This window comes from Brevibacillus brevis, assembly GCF_001039275.2.
In the GTDB taxonomy this organism is placed as follows: Bacteria; Bacillota; Bacilli; order Brevibacillales; family Brevibacillaceae; genus Brevibacillus; species Brevibacillus brevis_C.
In genome coordinates this window covers 4,919,415-4,937,713 of sequence record NZ_CP030117.1, presented here as the reverse complement: position 1 = coordinate 4,937,713, position 18,299 = coordinate 4,919,415, and the positions used below count along the sequence as shown (strand labels likewise).

Here is an 18,299-nt window from a genome sequence, read left to right as displayed (position 1 = left end):
TCTCCCTCTCCACTACAGCTCCTTCAAATACAAGAAAAGGCAGGTGAGCCAAGCATGAATGCTCTAGTCGACATCAAAAATGTAAGTACCTACTTCAAGTCCGAACAAGGCGTGGTCAAAGCAGTCGATGCCCTCGATTTGCGCGTCTATGAAGGAGAGACCGTATGCATCGTAGGCGAGTCAGGCTGCGGCAAAAGCGCGGCAGCCATGTCATTGATGGGATTAATCCCAGAGGCGATAGGCAGTATCGTTTCGGGTGAGATATGGTTTGCAGGCCGTGATCTGCGAAAAGTCAGCAAAGAAGAAATGCGCAAGCTCCGCGGCAATGAGCTGGCAATGATTTTTCAGGAGCCGATGTCGTCACTCAATCCTGTATTGACCATCGGTGAGCAGATCATGGAGCCGATCATGGAGCACCAGGGCATAAGCAAAAAAGCAGCCCAAGCGCGAGCTGTTGAGCTGATCGAGCTAGTCGGAATCCCGCGGGCAAAAGAAATCGCCAAATCGTACCCTCATGAATTGAGTGGAGGCATGCTGCAACGCATTATGATTGCCATCGCAATATCCTGCAATCCCCGCCTGCTGATCGCTGATGAGCCGACGACAGCTTTGGATGTGACCATTCAGGCGCAAATTCTCGATCTGCTGCGCAAAATCAAGGAGGAAGCCCAAACTGCGATTCTTTTTATCACACATGATCTGGGTGTCGTTGCAGAAATGGCCGATCATGTCGTCGTGATGTACGCAGGAAAAGTGGTAGAGGTGTCTCCTGTCGTCGAGCTGTTCGAGGAGCCGAAGCACCCGTACACACAAGGCTTGCTTCGCTCCAAGCCTGTGTTGAACCAACGCAGAGCCAAGCTGTATTCCATCCCTGGTCAAGTACCGAATCCGACGACACTCGGCGAATCCTGCTATTTTCTTGACCGCTGTGATCAGTGCTTGGACATTTGCCGGGTGAAGCAGCCACCTTTGCGCGATGGGGGAGACGGCAGAAAGGTCGCGTGCTGGCTGTATGAGGAGGAGATCGCCCGTGGACAATAATTTGCTGGAAGTGCGCCGATTGAAAAAATATTACCCGATTACCGGGGGGCTTTTAGGCAGGACGATCGGCCATGTAAAAGCGGTGGATGACGTCAGCTTTTCCATCCAAAAAGGGGAGACGTTCGGGCTGGTCGGCGAGTCCGGCAGCGGGAAAAGCACGACAGGTCGCACCATTCTGCGCCTTTTGGAAAAGACAGAGGGAGAAGTCCGTTTCCAGGGTATCGATGTGCACGCCTTGAATCGTCAAGAGCTTCGAGCTTTGCGCCCGCGGATGCAATATATTTTTCAAGACCCGTACAGCTCGCTGAATCCACGGGTCCGAATCGGTGAGGCACTGGGGGAAGCGCTGCTTGATCACGGGTTGCTCCCACAAGCAGAGGTCAGAGAAAGAGTTTTAGAGGTCATGGCTTTATGCGGGTTGGCGCCGTATCATGTCGATCGGTATCCGCATGAGTTCTCGGGAGGTCAGCGCCAACGGATCGGTATCGCACGGGCCATTATGTTGAACCCTGATTTTATCGTCGCGGATGAGCCAGTATCTGCTCTGGATGTGTCGATCCAAGCCCAAATCATCAATTTGTTTGCAGATCTTCAGGAGCAAAAGAAGCTGACGTACTTATTTATTTCGCATGATTTGAGCGTCGTCGAGCATCTGTGCTCGAGGATCGGCGTCATGTATTTGGGGTCATTGCTCGAGCTGGCACCTCGGGATGAATTGTTTTTGGAGCCGCTCCACCCGTACACCAAAGCATTGCTCTCCTCTGTGCCGCTTCCGATCCCGAAGAAAAAGCGCGAACGCATCGTCCTGCAAGGAGACATGCCAAGTCCGGCAAATCCTCCGGCAGGGTGCAAATTCCACACGCGCTGCCCGTATGTGAAAGACGTTTGCCGACAGGAAGTGCCTGCTTTTCGCGAGGTCAGCGCCGACAGATTTGTCGCCTGTCACTTGGTGTAAACGGAATCAATGGGGGAACGAAGAACGGCACGGGGCATTGACCGATAGCAGAAGCATATGGTAATATTTTCATATCATAGTAAGCGCATCGGTTTTTAAATAATTAGCTGATCGGTCGACCGAAAGCTCCCGCGAGGACAAAGACAACCAAAGCTGTCTAGTTGCGCAGGGAGCTTTCCGTCAATCGAAGGAAAATGAGGTGAGAAGAGCCTCTTGCTGCCCAAACTGTTTGACATTGACGGTTATGGGGATCAAGAGGTATTATCAGATCACAAAACAAAGTAAAAAGGTAGGAATAATATATATTGATTTTGACGAAATAGGAGGGTGCTTCCCATGGCAAAAAATGAGATTCGCCTAGACGATTTCTTATTAGAGAAAATCGCGCGCGCACTGGATGGTCTGGAATACGGCTCCATACATATTGTGGTTCACGATTCACAGGTCGTTCAAATTGAGCGAACGGAAAAATACAGAATCCCGGCGGAAAAGCCTGAGGCAAAGATTTCGCAAGTGCGCACCGGAAAATAGAAGAAAAGGCGTGGAAAAAAGAGAGGAGGAAGGACTATGGCAGGCGTTCTTGTGGTAGGAGGAGATCGGGTAGCAGAAATCGAGAGCTTGTTGCAGAACAAAGGATTCGAGAATGTCTATCACGTATCAGGTCGCAAAAAATCCGATGTGAAGGCGACGATTCCTTCTGATACGGAGCTTGTTCTTGTCTTTATTAACTTTGTGAGTCACAGCTTGAGTAAAAATATAAAGAAGCTGGCGAAGCAAAAGCACGTCCCGATCGTTTTTTGCCGACGGTCATGTGATGCCGTAGCCATGTACGAACCAGCGATAAGCTAGAGAGGACTGCCCCCATATGCGCGAATGAATAGAAGTATTCAAGGATGAATACTTCTTTTTTGCGTGACAGAGACTACTGGTAGAAACTTGTTGGACCGACTCGGATAAAAGTATTCAGCAGGGAATAAAATCAACAAAAGAACAACCGAAAACACGAATGGCATAAAATTTGCAGAATATTTATTCAATAATCGGTTATCCGACTCAAACAGGGGGGTACAGCATGAAAAGACCAGTTGTCATGACAAGTCTCTTCGTTTTGCTTACGGGACTATTTGCAGGCTGTAGCAGCGGCAATACGCCGACTCAAACCGCACCAGACAACCAGCAGCAACCAGAGCCAGCACAGCAGGCAACTGTGCAGCCTGCGACAGAGCAGACGTTGCACATGAATGCCGCGGAGCCTGAAACACTTGATTCAGGCATGTCCAACGATGTGATTTCCGGTGCCTTTATCCGTTCGCTGTACGACGGGCTTGTTCGATTGGACAAGGATGGCAAGCCAGTCAATTCCGTTGCATCCGACATTCAAATATCGGAGGACAAAAAGGTGTACACCTTTACATTGCGCGACAGCAAATGGAGCAATGGCGACCCGGTTACGGCTCAAGACTTCGCCTTCGGCTGGATGCGCGTGCTCAATCCGAAGACAGCCAGCGGCTCCGCCTACAAGTACTATCCGATCAAAAATGCCCGTGCCTTTTTCGAAGGGAAGGCGAAAGCGGAGGATGTCGGCATCAAGGTCGTCAATGACAAGACGCTGCAAGTCACCTTGGAAAACCCCACCCCTTACTTCCTGACACTTGCGACCTTCTACTATCCGGTCAACCAAAAGGTGGTGGAGTCCAATCCCGATTGGGCGAAAAAGCCCGAGTCCATCGTGACCAATGGACCGTTCAAGCTGGTGAATTGGGAGCATAAAAACAAGATTGAGCTGGCCAAAAACGAGCACTATTGGGACAAAGAGGTCGTGAAGTTTAACGAAATCGAGTTTTCCATGATTGAAGATACCAATACAGAGCTGGAGCTGTTCAATAGCGGCGAGCTGGATTGGGCTGGCGGTCCGATTAGCGGACTGCCTGCGGATGCCATTGGACCGTTGCGCGACGAAGGCAAGCTGCAAACCATGCAACGTGCCACCAACTACTATCTCTTGTTCCAGACGGAGAAGCCACCATTTACGAATAGCAAAATCCGCAAAGCGTTTGCCTACGCGATCAACCGCAGCGACATCGCAGAAAACATCGGTCAGGCCGGACAGACGCCCTTGATGGGCTTCGTCCCACTTTCCGCCTCCCTGAAGCCAGAAGGATATTTCAAGGATAACGATGTGGAGACGGCGAAACAGTTATTGGCAGAAGGAATGAAGGAAGCGGGCATTACCAAGCTGCCCGAAATCACCTATCTTTACAATACCTCCGACCTGAACAAGAAGATTGCCGAAGCGTTGCAGGCTCAATGGAAGCAATCTCTCGGTGTGGATGTCAAGCTGATCAACAAAGAATTGAAGGTCATGTTTGACGATCAGGAGCAAGGGAAGTACATGATTTCCCGAACAGGCTGGACGGGAGATTACAACGACTCCGTCAACTTCCTGGAGCTCATGATGGAGAAGTACAGCTCCAACAACTCTACCTTCTGGTTTAGCGAGAAGTACGTAGAGCTGGTAAAGAAGGCGTACGCCGAGCCAGATGAGGCCAAACGTAATCAATATCTGGTCGAAGCGGAGAGCATCCTGATGGAAGAAATGCCTGTCACAGGTGTGTACTCCAGCGTCAATTCATGGGTACAAAATGAAAAGGTAAAAGGCATCACAGTCGATCCGTTGGGCTACATCGACTTCAAGTGGGGATACAAAGAACAATAGCGCTGAAAAGAAATGGCCGACACAAAAATCCGTGTGTGGGCCGTTTCGCGAGCGATGGGGAGGAATATTCATGACATGGCAGCAAGCAGTAGAAAACGTGCTGAGGGAAGCACCCGGTATTTTTGGAATCGCAGCTGTGCATCTGGAAACAGGAGAGACAGCAGGGCATCTGGATGAAGAGTTGTTTCAACTGGCGAGTGCCTTCAAAATTCCGATCATGGTCACCTTGATGCGCGAGGTGGAAGCAGGACGAATCCGCCTCGACCAGCGCGTGACACTGAGATGGGAGGATCGCGTGCCGGGATCAGGCATTTTGCAAGAGCTGGATGCCGGAGCGGCCTTAACGGTCAAAGACTTGGCGACACTGATGACGATTGTGAGCGATAACTATGCGACGGACCAAATCATCGAGCTGATCGGTGGCATCGACAAGGTGAATGAGCACATGCATGAGCTGGGGCTTTCGCAGATTCATTTACGGCATAATTGCTGGGAGCTCCTCAACCACTGTGTAGGTATGAATGAGCCTACCCCTTCGCAGGCAGGGTTCGATGAGTTCATGCGACGGGAAGAGTCAGGCAATTACGAATTGATCCACGATGTATCGATGCCTACCCGTGATAATAACGTAGCGACACCAGCCGAGCTAAACCGCCTGCTTATCATGATTGCGCGAAAAGAAATTCTCACGGAAGACTCCTGCGAGCTGATGCTGGACATCATGCGTCGTCAGCATTACAACAGCCGTCTGCCGTACTTGTTGCCAGAAGGTACAAAGGTCGCGCATAAGACAGGGACCGTCAATGCTGTCGTCAATGATGCTGGCATCATTTATTTGCCCGAAGGAAAAGGGATGATTGCGATCACGGCACTATCACGTGGTGTGACTGACAAAGAAGCCGCAGAGCTTACCATCGCCCGTGTTGCAAAAGCGATTTATGAGCAAACGTTGGGGAGTTGATGAAAATGACGGCATGGAAGGAACAGTTCCAAAGGTATGCACAGCAACTGCTGGACGAGGCAAAGGCTCCGGGCGCCGCTATTGCTATTGCACGTGACGGTGAGCTTTTGTACGAGGGAACGTTCGGTTTTCGTGACAGAGAACAGCAACTGCCACTTTCCCTCGACACCGTTTTTGGCATCGCATCCATCACCAAATCGTTTACCTGCGTTGCGATTATGCAGTTGCAAGAGGCAGGCAAGCTGTCTGTCCACGACCCGGTCGTAAAATATTTGCCAGAGTTTCGGGCGGGCGATCACGAGTTGACAGTGCGCATGACGATTCATCACTTCATGACACATACGCCTGGAATAGCGCCTATGCCTTACTTAGACGGCGCAATGAGGCGGAGTATGGAAAATGATCCTGCTGTCATTGGAACCAAGGCGGAGGAAGAACTGAAGACAGTGCCTTACCTGCATACGTACGAAGAAGTCATGGAAGCCATTGCTGGATTCGAAGGGGAGCCGCTCTCAGAGCCAGGGGGTGCCTTTAGCTACAATAACGATGCGTACGGGCTTTTGGGAGCGATCATTGAACGGGTCAGCAACCAGACGTATGAAAACTACGTTGCGACGCATATTTTGCAGCCACTGGGTATGGACAGAACTGTTTTTTCTGTGGATGAACTGACTGACAAGGATGACGTCACGATTTTGTATACTAACAAAAAAATCGATGACGAAAACCAAATCATTGCAGCACCCATCTGGCACGATGCTCCGGCGATGCGAGCAGCCGGTTTCCTCAAATCGACCGTGAATGATTTACTTGCTTATTTGGAAGTCTTTCGTTTGGGGGCAACGGGAAACCCGACATCGATTCTGTCTGCCGATAGCGTCCGGCAGATGCTCACTCCCTTTGCTCGTGTGGACGGACACCGCTCCTACGGCTATGGTCTGATGGTCTCGCCTGCCTTTCCGGAGGGCTCTCTGGTAGAGCATGGCGGATCGCTGAAGGGAATCAGCTCGCACATTTTTTCGGTTCCGGATCAAGGGATTACGGGTGTGATTCTGGTCAATCTCGATGGAGTGAGCGTCCGAGAGTTGGTCATCGGCTTTTTGAACAGTTATTTTGCAAGACCGGCTGGAGCTCCGGTCTATGCTTATGATCCATACGAGGTCACAGATGAGCAGTTGTCACTGTACGAGGGTCGCTACTCTTCGCAGGAATGGGTAAGCGCATCGATAGCCAAAAACGAAGGCAAGCTATTCCTGGAGGTGGATGGTCTCTCGTATCCACTGATACCAGTACAAAAAGACAGCTTCATTTTCCAAAAAAGAGATTCCATCCCTTGGATTGAGTTTTTCCGGGATGAAGACGGGCAAATAGCGAGGATGAGCTACGGATTGCGTCAGTTGACGAGGGAATCCACAAAATCGCCAAGCTAAACAAATAAACACAAGGATAGGAATCCTATTGGGTTCTTATCCTTTTTCGTTTCAATCAGGCAGCCGCTTTTGTCTTTGTTTTGCTTTCTATGCCCAATCCAAGCGATAATAGAGACAATACATACAGGATGTGATTACGCTTGCAGATCATTGTTTTTGACCTTGAAACGACACTGACTTATCAGAGAGACAAGATCCCGGAAATTATTGAGATCGGAGCGGCAAAAGTCGTACCCGGAAAAAATGGCGTGGAGGTCGACACATTTCAGCGCTACACCTTTCCAGCGATTGAACGTAGGATCACGGAGAGAACGCGCAAATTCATTGGTCTCGATAAAGAGAACATGCCAACCTTTATTCCGTTTCGCCGGGCATTCGCAGAATTTATGAAGTGGATTGGCACCGATTCTGAATATTACTTGTGCACATGGGGGCAAGACGACAAGCGGCTGATGATCGAGCATTGTGCGCGGTTTGGTTTGGACTTCAACTGGATGCGCAATTACAACGACATCCAGCCGCCAATTAGCATGCTTTTGGCTGATCGCAAACAGATGAGTCTGAAAGAAGCGATCGACACGGCAGGAATCATCCAGGAGGGCAGGTTGCACTCCGCCTTGGTCGATGCCATCCACACAGCTCATTTGCTCATCAAATACAACAAGACGGTACACCTGAAAGAAAACACGCCAGAAGAGAACTACAATTTGTCGAGCTCGTTGTATATTACGTGCCGATCCTGCAAAAAAAGCAAATACTACACGGCTTTCGGGCGAAAAAGCAGAAGATGCGAGGCTTGCTTGCAGCATCGCAAGAAGTTGGAAAAAGCCGCAGAAGCAGCAACCGTCCAACAGAGCTAACGGGAGAGTACAGAGATGATACGACAAGCACAATCAACTGACAAAGAGACCGTCGTGACGATGATTGGCGAAGGCATGCTTTGGAGGACCGAAGAGATTGTTGATATCGTGGAAAAAGCTACGGTTTACATCTGGGAGGAGGATGATCAAATCATCGGCTGTGGCACTTATGATTTGAACTCCTCTGGAGAAGAAGGGACAGCAGAAATATACGTCTATATACGGCCAGACCATCGAAAGCGGGGAATCGGCTCCCGGCTGTTCGATAAGCTTTGGCTGGAACTGCAACAGCATGAGGAGAAGCCGACGGCAGTCATGGCTACCTATCGGGTTGACCACGGGCAGGGTGCTGATTTCTTTTCCAAGAGAGGCTTTGCTTCTATCTGGGGCCATCATCTGATGAAATACACAGGAGAGATCGGGCCTGCGCCGACACTAGACGTACGCAAATTCACCGAGCCCGAAATGGATATGTATATCCAATCGCAGAGTGACGCTTACTATGAGGTGCGCAAAGGCATCGACCTTCAGCCATACCGTTTGGCGGATTATCCTGAGAAAACGATGAACGCATGGAAGAAATGGCTCCTGAACGATATGAGAGAGGATATTTATTTGTTCGAGCATGAGGGAGTATTCGTAGGGTCCCTGATCATCACAGGACATGGCGAGGTTTACGATGTGTTCGTAGATCCCGTGCATCAAGGCAAAGGCTACGGCAAAGAGCTTGTCCGCTTTTTTGTGAACCAGACGCTGGAAAAGGGCTTGCAGCCGTATCTCGTCACAGGTACTCACAATGACCCTGCGATTGCCTTGTACGAACGGACAGGCTTCCAGACGTTTCAGACGACCACGACAGCGAAGAGAGGCTTTGCGTAATCCGCTCAAAAAAATGCCGCAGGGATTAGACCCAAGCGGCATTTTTCATTGTGACCGATAATCTATACCCCGAGCAGGAGCAGGATAATGGACGTCAGACTAAAGCAAACACTGATCAAGCACAGGAAGGTGACGACCTGTTTTGGATTGAGTCCAGAACGCAGCAGGCGATAATGAACCTGGCTGGCATCTGCTTGGTAGATCGGCTTTCCTTGCAGGAAGCGTTTGGTCACCACAAACAGATTATCAAAAATCGGCACACCGAGTGCTAAAATCGGAATGAACAAGGAGAGAACGGTTGCTTGCTTAAAGGCACCATCCAACGCGATGACCGCCAAGATAAAGCCGAGGAAGGTCGCGCCTGCATCTCCCATGAAAATTTTGGCCGGTGGCTTGTTGTACCGCAGATAAGCCAAGGCAACACCGATCAGACTAATCGCCATAATCGCAGATGTGCTTTGTCCTTTAACCAAAGCGACTACGAAGAGCGTGCCTGCGGAGATTGCAGAAAGCCCTCCAGCCAAACCGTCCATGCCATCCGAAAAATTGATGACCGTCGTTACTCCGAAAATCCACAGGATGGTCAGGATGAACTGCAACCATTCCGGGAGCAATATGTATTCGCCACTCAAAGGATTGTAAAAGCCGGAAAAAGTAATTCCCGACAAGTAGACAATCACGGCGGCCGATACTTGGACGATCAGCTTGGGCAGGGCGGAAAAATCCTTGCCTTGCGTCTTGTACCAGTCATCAATGGTACCAATAATAAGCAGCAGAAGTGAGCCTGACAGAACAGCGATCGTTTGCCCGGTAGATTCTTTCGAGAAGAGCAGAAACGATGCAGCAAAGCCGACAAAAATAGCGTAGCTGGCGGTCAATGGGATAGGCTCCCGGTGAATCTTTCTTTCCACGTCTTTACGTGGCTTGTCCACAAAATCAAGGCGAAATGCCAATTTAGCCAGAGGCGGAATCAGCACCATAACGATACAAAACGACAGTAAAAACGAAAGAGCGTACGTTATCGTGACCATCTCCTACAGGTAGTGAGCTTTCTATATGCAAAGATACTCGCATACCGTGTTGTTTGACAAGTCTATTATAGGAAGGATTCCAAATTTTGTCGACTCTTGTAATCACGCGAGGGTGAGGTACCAAAAAAAGTTGGTACTTATCTCCAACAGAACGGATCCCTATAATCCTTCGTAGGAGGGATCCAGATGGAATACTTGTCATTATGGTTTATCGTAGGGATCATCTTTTCTATAACACTCGCGGCGAAACAGATCAAGCCTTGGCTGAAATTCGTTATATTCGGTTACTACCTTGTGCTATCCTACCTATTTATCTCACGTAAAGAACAGATATATAGTGAATATCATCGGGTGCCCGTGCCGGAACAGTTCTGGGAAACCAACTCGGACTGGGTGGGGTTCATGCTGGGCTTTTATTTTGTCCCGTTCCTTCTCATCCTGCTGTTCATCTACTTTTGGCTATTTCGAAATGCCAACAGTGTGAAGAAACGTTTTTTCATTGCTCTTACCATTGTACCCGCAGCAATTATTTATTTATGCTTGCTGTTTGTTTTCAGTATGTACGGATATCGACCTTGATAAGGTGATGTTAGATTATCTTACATGATTTTGATTTCTCCGTTATAATGTAAGAAGGGAGAAAAAATCTTCTTCAAATACGGAGGGGCTGTTATGAAGTCAGCGCTTTGTTATCGGGAAGGAATCGAGTTTTCAGAGGAAGAACTGCGTCAACTGTCCCAATTGCTGATCGATGTTGTGGAGGATGGGGCTTCCCTTGGCTTTTTACCGCCGATGAAGCTGGAAGAAGCACGCACCTATTGGACCTCGGTGCCCCATGAACATGTGAAAATTTGGGTAGCAGTACAGGAAGATATCATCGTCGGAACCATCCAGCTCCATCTGGTGAGTCGTCCAAATGGATTGCATCGGGCAGAGATCGCCAAGCTGATGGTTCATCCCAGAGCGCAACGTCAAGGAATTGGTCGTGGACTGATGCTGCTGGCGGAGGCAAGGGCTCTTGCTGATAACCGAAGCCTCCTCGTTTTGGATACACGAGCGGGCGATCCGTCCAACCAGTTGTATCAGTCGATGGGCTATCAAGAAGCAGGGCGCATTCCGGGGTTTGCCCGATCGGCTGATGGCAGCCTGCATGATACCGTCCTTTACTTTAAAACAATGGAATAGTCGAACAAGCTACAAGCGGACGGTTAACAGGCGTCCGTTTTTCTGTTTAAATAGTATGAAAAGTTTCCGATGCGAGGAGGTTCTTATGAAGGTATCCAAACTGAAGTCTGGTCAAAATGTCATCATCCGATTATCGGAGCTGACAGATGCTGAAGCCTTAGTTGCGTTCATACATCAGGTATCAGGAGAGACGGACAATTTGTCATTTGGCCCACAAGAATGGACAGTAGCCCCTGAGGAGCAAAAAGAAAACATCAAAAGATTTCAAGAAGCTCCTAATCAACTGTGTTTGATTGCAGAGGTGGACGGGAGAATTGTGGGGAACCTGACTTTTCGAGGGGGTATCCGATCGCGGACGCAGCATGTAGGTGAATTTGGGATTAGCGTCTTGAAAGAGTTCTGGGGATCAGGGGTTGGAAGACTTCTACTGGAATCCCTGCTGGAATGGGCCAAGCAATCAAAGGTGATACGAAAAATCAATCTGAAAGTCCGTTCAGACAACGATTCTGCTATTTATTTGTACAAAAAGCTAGGCTTCAAGGAAATGGGGACGTTGACGAGAGAATTTTTAATTGAGGATACATTCTACGATTGTCTTTGCATGGGCATCGAAATAGACTGAGGAACAGACCGTCAGGATTTTGACCTGACGGATTTTTTGATGAACAAAATACTGATTATTCAAACATACAGAAAGGGGCCATCATGAAAAGGAAAGTCTCTACGTTTTTTTTGCAAGGAACACTGCGGACGAAGATTCTCACGCTTTTTCTTTGTTTGATCGCAATCCCGTTAAGCTTGCAGGGAATCATCACGTACAACAAGTTTTCGGCTTCAACGGAATCGAGAACGGCTGAATACACAGGACAGATTGTGGGTCAGATCAATCGCAACCTGGAGCGCAATATTCGGGAGATGAAGCGTTTATCACTCATGCCGCTCTACGACCCAGAAGTCCTGTCCATTTTAAAAGAAATTCAGACAAATACGTCGGCTACTTCTTTTCTCTCCATGGAAAAAAGGGAGAAGATGACGCTGTATATATCCAGTCTTTCCTATAGCCGACCGGAAGTAAAAGGCATTCAAATCATTGCGGGGAATGGCATGATTTTTTCCAATCTGGACCCTTCTGTCATGAAGAGCAAGGGAGATTTGGCTGAAGAGGGATGGTATTCGCGCGTGATCACGGGACAGGGGGCAGCGGTCATAATTCCACAGCATCGGCCCGCCTATTACTTGGATACCTCTGGTGAGCGCTATGTGTCAGTGGCTCGATTATTGCGAGAGCCGTATACGAAAGTACCACTCGGAATCATGAAAATCGATATGAAAATGGACATGTTTGACCAGATTTTGTCCGATATGCCTTTTACCAAGGACGGGAGCTTGCTCATCGTAAATGAGGGAAACGAGCTGTTTTATGAAAAGCGGGAGAGCGAAGGCTCGCCGGGCTATCGTACTTTGCTGCAAGAAACCGACGGGATCAATCGTGGGGATGCGAACCAGAGGATGATTCAGGGACAGCGATATCTCTTCGTGGATCATCAATCGAGAGAGACGGGGCTTGTGGTGATCAGTTTGATACCGCTCGATATCCTGCTTGCAGAATCCAATAGCTTGCGTAGTTTTACGATGCTGATTGCGGCGATGTTTTTACTCGTTGCTGGCGGGCTCGCGATTTATTTTTCCTATTCGCTTAGCAAGCCGCTCGTTCAATTGAAAGAAAAAATGCTGCAAGTAAAACGAGGGAACTTGCATGAACGAGTTCCTGTCGATTCCCAAGACGAGATCGGGAAGCTGAGCGAGCAATTCAATCAGATGGTCGAGGAAATCAACCGCCTTGTCAATGAGGTGTATCTCAGCAGCTTGCGTGAACGGGAGGCGGAGCTGGCGGCCTTACAGAGCCAGATCAATCCACATTTTATTTACAACACACTTGAATCGATCAATATGATGGCGATCCGCTCGGGTAACTACGATGTGTCCGACATGGTTTCTTCGCTCGGAAAACTCATGCGCTATACGGTCGCTCGAGAGGATGGGCACGTTACGCTGAAACAAGAGATGATATCGTTAGAATCCTACATTCGTATCCAAAAGATTCGTCTGGGAGAGCGCCTTCAGGTGTATATGGACGTGGAAGAGAGCCTGTCGGATCAGCGTATCCCGAAGCTGCTGCTACAGCCATTGCTTGAAAATGCAATGGCACACGGGATTGAACATCAGGAACAGGGAGGGACGATATGGCTCACGGCGCTTTGTCAGGAGGGTGTCATGCATATCAGCGTGAGGGACAATGGCAAGGGAATGTCTGAGCAATCATTAACTCGTCTGCTCGCAAGTCTGCGTACGCCTATGCAGCAGCATGAGATGACAGGAAACCCACACAATGGGACAGCATTGCGAAACATTTCACAGCGGCTGATCTTATTGTTCGGGGAAAAGTACGGGCTAACCATTGTGAGCAGACCGAATCAAGGCACGGAAATTACGATGAAGATTCCGCTCGATTTCCAGAAGGGAGAAACACGCGATGTACAAAGTATTGCTGGTGGAAGATGAACGAATGATTCGGGAAGGCTTGAGAGCGTTAATTGAAAAAGGAACGTTTGGTTTTGCCGTCATGGCAGAAGCGGAAAATGGAAAGGATGCCCTGCATTATCTACGCACGGAAATGCCTGATTTGATTGTGACAGATATCCGCATGCGGGAAGTCGACGGCTTGGCGCTGATCGGGAAAATCCGGGAGATGTACGAGGATCTGCCCATCGTGATTATTAGTGGCTATGGTGATTTTCACTACGCACAGAAAGCGTTGAAGTACAAAGTCTCTGACTATCTTTTGAAGCCTATTGATCGATTAGAGCTGGTGAGCACGCTCACAAAAATCAGGCAAGTGCTGGATCGCAAAAAGAAAGTCCGGGAAGAAGAAAGCAGCGTCGACGGTAGTCCTAGAGAAGAAAGACAAATCATTCGCAAGGTAAAAGCATTCATTCACGATCATTTGGACGGCGATCTGAGACTCCAGACGCTGGCGGAGTCTGTTCATTTGAATCCGATCTATTTGAGTCAATTGTTCAAGACCGAGACGGGGGAAAATGTCTCCGACTACATCACGCAGGTGAGGATGAACCGCGCCAAGCAGCTATTACACGAGACGAGTCTGAAGGTGTATGATATCGCCCGCTTAGTAGGGTATCAGAGCGCGAAGCATTTCATGCTGGTATTTAAAAAGGAAGTCGGGATGACACCCGGGAGCTACCGAGACCTCGAAGGCAGTGAAGATCTTTAAATCTCATACCAAATCTAAATTTCACGTGATTTATCTTACTATTCACTCAATTTTATACTGGTGACAGGGAAAACAGATAAGGAGGTACGCCATGAAAAAGGCAATCCTGTTGGCATTGTCTACTGCTTTGACAGCGTTTACATTTGGGTGCAGCAACACCGCGACGACTCCCGGTGACTCCGCAACGGGTCAGAAAGAAGCAGTCGAGCTTACGTTTTTAACATGGGGCAACCAAGCCCACCTAGACCTGTATACGAAGCTATCTGAAAAATTTACGCAACAAAATCCGACCATCAAGGTGAAGCTGGAATCTGTTCCATTCCCCGATTATCAGCAAAAGGTGACGGTGCTCGCTGCTGGTCAGGAGCTGCCTGACATCGGTTGGGTGTCTGAACGAATGGTACCACAGTTTATGGAAAATGGGATTTTGGAAGATGTCTCGGATGTAAAGAACGACACTGCTTTTAAGCTGGACGACTTTATTCCGTCGACGCTTGAGCTGTTCCGAAAAGACGACAAACTGTACGGACTGCCGTTTTCTACCCCGCCTACCGTGATGTTTTACAACAAGGACTTGTTTGACAAGGCAGGCTTGAAATCCCCGAACGATCTAGCGAAAGAAGGAAAATGGACGTGGGAGGAATTCGAAAAGTCGGCGCAAGCGATCTCGAGCGGAACAGGAGCAAGCAAAATCTACGGGGCCAACTTCTTCCGCGATTGGAAAACGTGGATCATCCTGTCTTCCTATTCATGGTCAAATGGCAGCGGCCCGTTCAACAAAGAAATGAATCAGTTTACGTGGAATGACCAATACGGGGTGGAGACACTCAGCATGCTCCAACGGATGATGTTTACAGATGGATCGCATCCGAAGGCGGGTGAGCAAGTCAGCTTTGAATCAGGCAAAATTGGCATGTTCTTTGATGTGTACAGCTACGTTTCGAAGGCGCGGACAATCAAGGACTTCAAGTGGGACATTGCTCCGATGCCAGCGGGTTCAAAAGGCTCGGCACCGATGCTCGGTCAGGCAGGATATTCGATTTTCAAAGGAACAAAGCATTTGGAGGAGACTAAGTTATTCCTCAAATTCCTCGCGAGCGAGCAGGGTGTCCAGGAGACCTCGACTTACTTTGTACCGCCGCGCTTGTCCGTGCTGAATTCCGATCCGTTTTTGAATGTTCCAGGCAACCCCGACCCTGCACACATCAAGCAGGCGGTTATCGACGAGATGCCTAAGGCACACCTGCAGCCAGGGCATGTTGATTGGCAAAAAATCGACACAACGATACTGGCTGGTTTTGATCAATTATTCGGTCAAACGGCACAGCCTGCGGATATCGTGAAGTTGCTAGAAGAGAAAGTCAATCCGATCATGAAAAAGTAAGCTCGTCACAACGGTCTGGGATACAGGCCGTTGTGACTTGAGTGGGAGGTTATGATGAATCGTTTTCGACAGGCACTGGAAGAGAAGCCTTTTCTGCTAATGGTCAGTCTCCCGCAAAACGATGAGACCTTGGCCAGAGCAGCGATGGAGGAAGGCGCAGATGGCTTGAAGATGCACATCAATGTGTACCATCGTGCCAGTGGCAACCGGTTCGGTCCTCTGGCTGAATATACGGACTTTCTCCAAACGATACGCAGCCAGTTCGCGGGGCCGATTGGCATTGTTCCGGGCGGATCAATGGAGGAACTCAATCCCGAGGAAATCAAGCAGTTCGATTCGCTGGGAATCGACTTCCTCTCCATCTATGGTCATCATTTGCCAGCGTCCCTTATGAAAATCGAAGGGGTGGCGAGTACGTTTGCCATCGATGATCAGTTTGATTTGTCCCGATTGCAAGCCGTGAAGCATTTTCCTATGACCGCATTGGAGGCGTCGATTATTCCGGGAAGTGAGTATGGCACGAGGCTTACATTTGCCGACCTGCTCACCTATCGGTACATCGTTGAGAAGGCGGGCATCCCCATCATCGTTCCGACACAGCGGAAAATTATGGCGGAGGATATAGGAGCTCTACGAGAAACGGGGGTTCGTGTCCTGTTAGCTGGAGCGATGGCGATTGGGAGGACCGAGGATGAAATGCGCCGTTCTATTCATGCATTGCGGAATGCGATCGACAACTAAGGAGGGATCGTATGGAGAGCAAGTTGAATGTCCCGCTCTCTCCTGACAAGAGAACAAGTGGCACAAGGAAAAAATCCTTCAACCGGGAAGCGAATTTGACGGGATGGCTGTTTGTCAGCCCGATGGCCATCGGGTTTGTGGTGCTGTTGCTAGGACCACTTTTGCTCGCGCTGTACATGAGCTTTACGGATTGGCCGTTACTGGGGGAAGCCGAATTTATTGGTTTGGAAAATTACAGAGCGATCTTTCAGGATGCCGAATTTTGGAGGGTCGTGGGCAATACATTTACGTTCTCGGCCGGTCTCGTCCCCCTGAACATCGTGTTGGCGTTGGGGTTGGCTTTACTGCTCGTGCGCAAGCTGCCGGGGATCGGGATTTTCCGCACAGCCATATTCGTGCCAGTCATGACATCGCTAATCGTCTGGGCGATTGTGTGGAAGTATTTGTTTGCGACAGACACAGGGTTTATCAATCAAATTTTGCAGATGTTCGGGATTACAGGCCCCTCTTGGCTGTACAATCCCAAGCTGGCGATGCCGGTGGTGATCGTGACAAGTGTCCTGAAAAATGTGGGCTTGAACATGGTTCTGTTCATTGCTGCCTTACAGCAGGTGCCCGTTCACCTGTATGAGGCGGCGCGTATTGATGGAGCCAGTCGGACGCGTCAATTGTTTCAGATTACGATCCCGATGATCAGTCCGACGGTTTTCTTAACCACGTTGTTGACGATCATCGGCTCGCTCAAGGTGTTTGGGCAGATTTACGTCATGACCCAGGGTGGGCCGGATAACAGTACAAAGGTGCTCGTCTATTACATATGGGAGCGCGCCTTCAAAAACTTTGAATTCGGCTATGCGTCTGCACTTGCCTTTGTGCTCTTCTTTATCATTTTAGTGTTTACGCTCTTACAGTGGCAGTTTAGAAAAAGGTGGGTGTTCCATGAAGAGTAATCGCCACGGATTACAAGCGGGCAAGTTATTGGGGATTGGCGGTCACTATGTCGCGTTAGGAGCGATCTCCCTACTGATGCTGGTGCCTTTTTTGTGGATGCTTTCTACTTCATTAAAAGAGCCAGCCAAAATATTCGTCTTTCCGCCAGAGTTTATCCCTTCGTCGATCCGCTTGGAGAACTACACGGAGGTTTTGGCGAATACGCCATTTCATTTGTTCTATTGGAACAGCCTGTACATTGCGATTTTGGTCACGGTTGGAACGGTATTATTTGCCTCGATTGCGGGCTATGCGTTTGCCCGAATCCCGTTTCGCGGACGGAATATCGTCTTTCTGGTGCTGCTGTCGACGATGATGATCCCGCATGAAGTGACGTCGATTCCGATGTTTTTGTTCATGCGCATGCTTGGGCTTATTAACACGCATGTGCCGCTGATTGTGCTTCCGATATTCGGGGCAGGCGGAATTTTTGGAGTGTTCGTCATGCGCCAGTTTTTCCTCGGGATTCCAAAAGAATTGGAGGAGGCGGCGATGATCGATGGCTGCTCGCGTTGGCGGATTTACTGGAGCATCATGCTGCCATTGGCGAAGCCAGCCATCGCGACGCTGACGATTTTTACGTTTTTGACGAGCTGGAACGAGTTTTACGATCCGCTCATTTTCATCAACGACAGAGAGATGATGACACTGCCACTTGCTTTGTCCTTGTTTACCGATGAAGTAGGGACAGCGTGGCATCATCTGATGAGTGCGTCCGTCATGGCGACCTTGCCGCTTTTGATCGTGTTCTTTTTCGCCCAAAAGCAGTTTATCGAGGGTGTATCGATGACGGGTCTCAAAGACTAGAGGAAGCATGGATGGAAAGGAAGCTCA

General features: G+C 49.2%; 19 protein-coding genes. 18 read left to right on the top strand and 1 reads right to left on the bottom strand.

Annotated elements, in window-relative coordinates; genetic code table 11:
• Nucleotides 1-54: 54 nt before the first annotated feature.
• From AB432_RS23855 to AB432_RS23815, 9 genes are all read left to right on the top strand, one after another.
• Nucleotides 55-1,041 carry an ABC transporter ATP-binding protein gene (locus AB432_RS23855; protein WP_048034398.1) on the top strand — a complete coding sequence of 329 codons (987 nt, stop codon included), beginning with the start codon at nt 55-57 and terminating at the stop codon, nt 1,039-1,041.
• Nucleotides 1,031-1,996 carry an ABC transporter ATP-binding protein gene (locus tag AB432_RS23850; protein ID WP_327375931.1) on the top strand — a complete coding sequence of 322 codons (966 nt, stop codon included), beginning with the start codon at nt 1,031-1,033 and terminating at the stop codon, nt 1,994-1,996. Before AB432_RS23855 ends, AB432_RS23850 begins: the two co-directional genes overlap by 11 nt.
• A 336-nt stretch (nt 1,997-2,332) precedes the next feature.
• Nucleotides 2,333-2,527, top strand: coding sequence for a YezD family protein (locus AB432_RS23845; protein ID WP_048034396.1), 195 nt, complete (start codon nt 2,333-2,335; stop codon nt 2,525-2,527).
• Between the two features lie 36 nt (nt 2,528-2,563).
• Complete coding sequence (locus AB432_RS23840) at nt 2,564-2,845, top strand: DUF2325 domain-containing protein (RefSeq protein ID WP_048034395.1); 282 nt, start codon at nt 2,564-2,566, stop codon at nt 2,843-2,845.
• Between the two features lie 223 nt (nt 2,846-3,068).
• Nucleotides 3,069-4,712, top strand: coding sequence for a peptide ABC transporter substrate-binding protein (locus tag AB432_RS23835; RefSeq protein WP_048034394.1), 1,644 nt, complete (start codon nt 3,069-3,071; stop codon nt 4,710-4,712).
• Nucleotides 4,713-4,782: 70 nt separating this feature from the next.
• Entirely contained in the window at nt 4,783-5,673 is an 891-nt protein-coding gene (locus AB432_RS23830; RefSeq protein ID WP_048034393.1) for a serine hydrolase, read from the top strand.
• A 5-nt stretch (nt 5,674-5,678) separates the two neighbouring features.
• The gene (locus AB432_RS23825) at nt 5,679-7,103 is read left to right on the top strand and encodes a serine hydrolase (protein ID WP_053079623.1); all 1,425 of its coding nucleotides are present in this window, start codon (nt 5,679-5,681) and stop codon (nt 7,101-7,103) included.
• Between the two features lie 140 nt (nt 7,104-7,243).
• On the top strand, nt 7,244-7,963 hold the full coding sequence (locus AB432_RS23820) for a 3'-5' exonuclease (RefSeq protein ID WP_048034391.1): 720 nt from the start codon (nt 7,244-7,246) through the stop codon (nt 7,961-7,963).
• Between the two features lie 15 nt (nt 7,964-7,978).
• Entirely contained in the window at nt 7,979-8,842 is an 864-nt protein-coding gene (locus AB432_RS23815) for a GNAT family N-acetyltransferase (protein WP_048034390.1), read from the top strand.
• A gap of 62 nt (nt 8,843-8,904) precedes the next feature.
• Here the strand turns inward: AB432_RS23815 and AB432_RS23810 are convergent, their stop codons facing one another.
• Nucleotides 8,905-9,873 (bottom strand): MraY family glycosyltransferase, encoded by a 969-nt coding sequence (locus tag AB432_RS23810; RefSeq protein WP_048034389.1) that lies wholly within the window; start codon nt 9,871-9,873, stop codon nt 8,905-8,907.
• A gap of 186 nt (nt 9,874-10,059) precedes the next feature.
• Between AB432_RS23810 and AB432_RS23805 the strand changes: the two genes are divergently transcribed.
• The 9 genes from AB432_RS23805 to AB432_RS23765 all read left to right on the top strand — a co-directional run bounded on the left by AB432_RS23805 (nt 10,060) and on the right by AB432_RS23765 (nt 18,272).
• Nucleotides 10,060-10,452 (top strand): hypothetical protein, encoded by a 393-nt coding sequence (locus AB432_RS23805; protein ID WP_048034388.1) that lies wholly within the window; start codon nt 10,060-10,062, stop codon nt 10,450-10,452.
• Nucleotides 10,453-10,545: 93 nt separating this feature from the next.
• The gene (locus AB432_RS23800; RefSeq protein ID WP_048034387.1) at nt 10,546-11,058 is read left to right on the top strand and encodes a GNAT family N-acetyltransferase; all 513 of its coding nucleotides are present in this window, start codon (nt 10,546-10,548) and stop codon (nt 11,056-11,058) included.
• Nucleotides 11,059-11,143: 85 nt separating this feature from the next.
• Nucleotides 11,144-11,680, top strand: coding sequence for a GNAT family N-acetyltransferase (locus AB432_RS23795; RefSeq protein ID WP_048034386.1), 537 nt, complete (start codon nt 11,144-11,146; stop codon nt 11,678-11,680).
• Nucleotides 11,681-11,763: 83 nt separating this feature from the next.
• Complete coding sequence (locus AB432_RS23790) at nt 11,764-13,620, top strand: cache domain-containing sensor histidine kinase (RefSeq protein ID WP_048034385.1); 1,857 nt, start codon at nt 11,764-11,766, stop codon at nt 13,618-13,620.
• Nucleotides 13,592-14,350, top strand: coding sequence for a response regulator transcription factor (locus AB432_RS23785; RefSeq protein ID WP_048034384.1), 759 nt, complete (start codon nt 13,592-13,594; stop codon nt 14,348-14,350). The genes AB432_RS23790 and AB432_RS23785 overlap by 29 nt, the downstream gene beginning before the upstream one ends.
• Before the next feature lie 91 nt (nt 14,351-14,441).
• Entirely contained in the window at nt 14,442-15,734 is a 1,293-nt protein-coding gene (locus tag AB432_RS23780; protein ID WP_048034383.1) for an ABC transporter substrate-binding protein, read from the top strand.
• A gap of 51 nt (nt 15,735-15,785) precedes the next feature.
• A complete protein-coding gene (locus AB432_RS23775) occupies nt 15,786-16,475 on the top strand; it encodes a hypothetical protein (protein ID WP_235617539.1) in 690 nt (229 codons plus the stop codon).
• Between the two features lie 11 nt (nt 16,476-16,486).
• The gene (locus tag AB432_RS23770) at nt 16,487-17,425 is read left to right on the top strand and encodes a carbohydrate ABC transporter permease (protein ID WP_048034381.1); all 939 of its coding nucleotides are present in this window, start codon (nt 16,487-16,489) and stop codon (nt 17,423-17,425) included.
• Nucleotides 17,415-18,272: a carbohydrate ABC transporter permease gene (locus AB432_RS23765; RefSeq protein ID WP_048034380.1), complete on the top strand. Its 858-nt coding sequence runs from the start codon at nt 17,415-17,417 to the stop codon at nt 18,270-18,272. The genes AB432_RS23770 and AB432_RS23765 overlap by 11 nt, the downstream gene beginning before the upstream one ends.
• Nucleotides 18,273-18,299: the final 27 nt, after the last annotated feature.